Consider the following 3512-nt stretch of genomic DNA (forward strand, 5'->3'; position numbering starts at 1 on the left):
TGTGGCACTGCCGACTATGAAGGGTATCTGATGTTGAAGAAAGATGATATTGAAATTCATTTTTTTGAATTCCAAGAACTTCCACCCGAAGATAATTATGGTATGGTTTATATACGTACAGACGATATTGATTGTCTGTATGAATCTTTTCAAGAAAATAACGTTGAGATTCATCCCAATGGTAAACTTGAGATGAAGCCTTGGGGTCAGCGTGAGTTTTCGATTTTAGATCCCGACAGCAATCTACTAACCTTTGGCGCCGATGCTTAGACATTGAAAAGCCCACTAAAGATTGCTAAAAATAAGCGAAGATCCGTAGTGGGCTTGGTATTGTTCGTATGGGTTCTTAGCCAAAAAGGTCTGAACTCAAATAACGATCACCTCGGTCACAGGCAATAAAGACAATAAGGCCTGCTTCGATTTCATTTGCAATTTTAAGTGCTCCGGCAAAAGCTCCGCCGGTACTCATTCCGGCAAAAACACCTTCGCGCTTGACAAGCTCCCGCGCAAACTCGGTTGCTTCCTGTTGGGATATATCGATGACACGATCTACCCTGCTCGGATCAAAAATCTTGGGCAGATATGCTTCGGGCCAACGCCGTATACCTGGTATCGAGGATTCCGGAGTAGGCTGGCAACCTACAATCTGAATAGCTGCATTTTTCTCCTTCAGATAGATGGAGTTTCCCATAATTGTACCTGTAGTACCCATAGCGCTTACAAAATGTGTAATCTTTCCGTCTGTATCACGCCAGATTTCAGGTCCCGTTGTCTTGATATGTGCTTCGTAATTATCCGGATTTGCAAATTGATTCAATATAAAATAACCTTCTTTTTCGGCCTTTTCTTCTGCATAATCGCGGCATATTTCCATGGATTCCAATAAGGTGACTTTAGCGCCATAAGCCTCCATCGTAAGTGTTCGCTCCCGTGTTGAAGAAGCCGGCATCACAAGCTCAAGGTTAAGTCCATATATACCTGCAATCATAGCCAGTGCGATTCCGGTATTTCCACTCGTTGCCTCAATCAATTTGCTATCTTTTGTAATGTCACCGCGCTCCATCGCCGAGCGGATCATATTTAGTGCCGCACGATCTTTCACCGAACCAGCAGGATTATTCCCCTCCATTTTCGCAAATATCCGCACCTTGGGATTTGTATGAAATTGTGTTATCTCGACTAAAGGCGTATTTCCTATGGTATCTATGATATTTCCCATGGTATCTATATTATTGGTTTCGAATCTATAAATTTTGATGTGGCCTGATGATATACGGTGGTATAAGGCTCTACAGAACTTGTCAACCAAACATTCCCGCCAATGACCGAATGATGGCCGATGTGTGTTTCACCGCCGAGGATGGTGGCCCCTGAATAGATAATGACATGATCACCGATTGTCGGGTGGCGTTTTACATTGGAAAACACCTTATCAACACTCAGCGCGCCCAAGGTTACACCCTGATAAAGCTTCACGTAATTACCAATGGTGCAGGTTTCACCGATGACTAATCCGGTGCCATGATCAATATGCAGATGATGGCCTATCGTTGCTCCGGGATGGATATCAATACCTGTTTTAGAATGGGCATGTTCCGTCAATATGCGCGGTATCAAAGGAACACCCAAGCGATGCAGTTCATTGGCCATTCGGAAGATACAGATGGCAAAGAAACCGGGATAAGTACGTACGACTTCTCTTTTATTCTGTGCTGCTGGATCCCCATCCATCAATGCGTCTGCATCCCAGCACATCAATTCATAAAGCTGTGGAATCCGTTCAAAAAACTTGTGCGCTACTTCTGAGTGATTGCAGCTTTGACAAGCTTTGGATTTGCTCAGGAGTTGCTCCAGTTCTAATTCAAATTGTTCAAAAGCGAGCTTCACATCATCGACCGATTTCATCTCGCTAGAATTTCGTTCGGGGAAGAGCACATCCACAATTCGGATAGCCCAGCCACAGATCTTCTTGTTAGAAGGCATTTCTAGAACAGCAAGTTGCTGTTCATAGATATGTTGATAAAAATCATGCATCTTCACTAGTTTATTAAAACAAATATACTATACAATATTGATAGATTAAGCCTTATTATCAAAACTTAGCCCCTTTGACCATCACGTATTGTCCCATGATCAAGGGTGCACATCTTTTAATTTACAGAACCAGACGCTCAAACAGCTCCTTCAATGTTGCTTCGGGGTCCTCACATAATCCGGGATGTGATGCCGAACATTGAATCAGGGTACTCCGCTTTGCGGTCAGCCATCGAAAGCGTTCGGTGATATCCAGTGCAGCAAGTTTGCCGGCATCTTTTTCGCCGTGGCAGATTCGTTGGAAAGATGAAAGATGATTTTCGATCAATTCCAATTCAATATCCGGACAAAGCGACCGTACCTTCTGTTCATTAACAAGATAAACCATCTTCGCAAAACGATACTTACGACAATAAAGAGCTACGCCTACATTGATAAATTCCTCTCGCTCCACCCGTGGTATCAAACGTACCACAGCATACTCATATACGGTCTTTTCTGGCATCTTCTATTTGTTTTACAAAAATGGATGAATTGGCTACACGCCGTTTCAGGAAAGAAACATACACTTCGCGCGCATCGGCTGCAGAGAGCTCACGTTCGGCATCTTCCAGCCATTCATCGGGTACCACCGCCAATATTCCGCGAAATACCGCCTCCGTAAAAACGGAACGGTATTCCTGATCTATTTTCTCCACCATACTTGCATTTTTGAGCAGTACGTGATCTTTAATCTGAACAAATGGTTTTAGGGATTGTTCTTCCCAATTATCCCAACTGTGATGAAAATATAAGGAAGCGCCGTGATCTATCAACCAAAGTTCTTTATGCCATATCAGCATATTTGTATTCCGCACAGTACGGTCTACATTCATCAAGAGTGAATCTAACCAAACAATTTTCGATGCTTCCTCCGCGCCGATAGCATCGACATTCGCGTCAAATGTGATTGCTCCACTCAGAAAATGAAGTCCCAGATTTTTGCCCACACTAAATTTGAGCAGATCCTGAATTTCTTCATCGGGTTCTGTACGGCCAAAGGATTCGTTCAACTCCGCAAATACAATTTCGGGAACTCTTAATTTGAGCAATCTCGCCAGCTCTCCACCGATCAATTCCGCAATCAATGCTTTTCGTCCCTGACCTGCCCCTCTAAATTTTATAACATAACTAAAGCCATCATCGGCATCGACTAATGCGGGTAAAGACCCCCCTTCCCGAAATGGCTGAACATATCGGATGATCTCTACTTCTCTAATAACAGGTTGTTGAAAATCCATGAATTTATATTTTTACTATCTTCAAAGTTGGCAAGACACCTTGCAAACTGATCAAACTTATCTAAAGTTACCCATATTTAAACGTTTGAGGATATAGGAAACGAGAAATTCACGTCATGCACTTGCACGATGCTGTTGCCCCTAGCCCCTGCGAACTTTTAATTGTGGTAATATCCAAAATTATTGTTTATATTTTAG

5 protein-coding genes are annotated in these 3512 nt (G+C 42.9%); 1 reads left to right on the plus strand and 4 read right to left on the minus strand.

Annotated elements, in window-relative coordinates; all coding sequences use genetic code 11:
- Positions 1–270 (plus strand): VOC family protein (locus tag B2X72_RS26330; RefSeq protein WP_286852157.1); only part of this gene is annotated, 270 nt, incomplete at its 5' end.
- Between the two features lie 76 nt (positions 271–346).
- Here the strand turns inward: B2X72_RS26330 and cysM are convergent.
- From cysM to B2X72_RS26350, 4 genes are all read right to left on the minus strand, one after another.
- The gene (gene cysM / locus B2X72_RS26335) at positions 347–1219 is read right to left on the minus strand and encodes a cysteine synthase CysM (protein WP_088160358.1); all 873 of its coding nucleotides are present in this window, start codon (positions 1217–1219) and stop codon (positions 347–349) included.
- Between the two features lie 5 nt (positions 1220–1224).
- On the minus strand, positions 1225–2034 hold the full coding sequence (locus B2X72_RS26340; protein ID WP_075991214.1) for a serine O-acetyltransferase: 810 nt from the start codon (positions 2032–2034) through the stop codon (positions 1225–1227).
- Between the two features lie 121 nt (positions 2035–2155).
- Complete coding sequence (locus tag B2X72_RS26345; RefSeq protein ID WP_075991213.1) at positions 2156–2539, minus strand: DUF3037 domain-containing protein; 384 nt, start codon at positions 2537–2539, stop codon at positions 2156–2158.
- Complete coding sequence (locus B2X72_RS26350; protein ID WP_075991212.1) at positions 2517–3314, minus strand: HipA family kinase; 798 nt, start codon at positions 3312–3314, stop codon at positions 2517–2519. The genes B2X72_RS26345 and B2X72_RS26350 overlap by 23 nt, the downstream gene beginning before the upstream one ends.
- Positions 3315–3512 lie beyond the last annotated feature (198 nt).

Origin of the sequence: Sphingobacterium sp. UBA7253 (genome assembly GCF_002472745.1) — a bacterium.
Taxonomy (GTDB): Bacteria; Bacteroidota; Bacteroidia; order Sphingobacteriales; family Sphingobacteriaceae; genus Sphingobacterium; species Sphingobacterium siyangense.

Excerpts from the sequence above, each read along its gene's own strand:
- cysM (WP_088160358.1), bottom strand. The coding sequence starts at position 1,219 with ATGGGAAATATCATAGATACCATAGGAAATACGCCTTTAGTCGAGATA.
- B2X72_RS26340 (WP_075991214.1), bottom strand. The coding sequence starts at position 2,034 with ATGCATGATTTTTATCAACATATCTATGAACAGCAACTTGCTGTTCTA.
- B2X72_RS26350 (WP_075991212.1), bottom strand. The coding sequence starts at position 3,314 with ATGGATTTTCAACAACCTGTTATTAGAGAAGTAGAGATCATCCGATAT.
- B2X72_RS26345 (WP_075991213.1), bottom strand. The coding sequence starts at position 2,539 with ATGCCAGAAAAGACCGTATATGAGTATGCTGTGGTACGTTTGATACCA.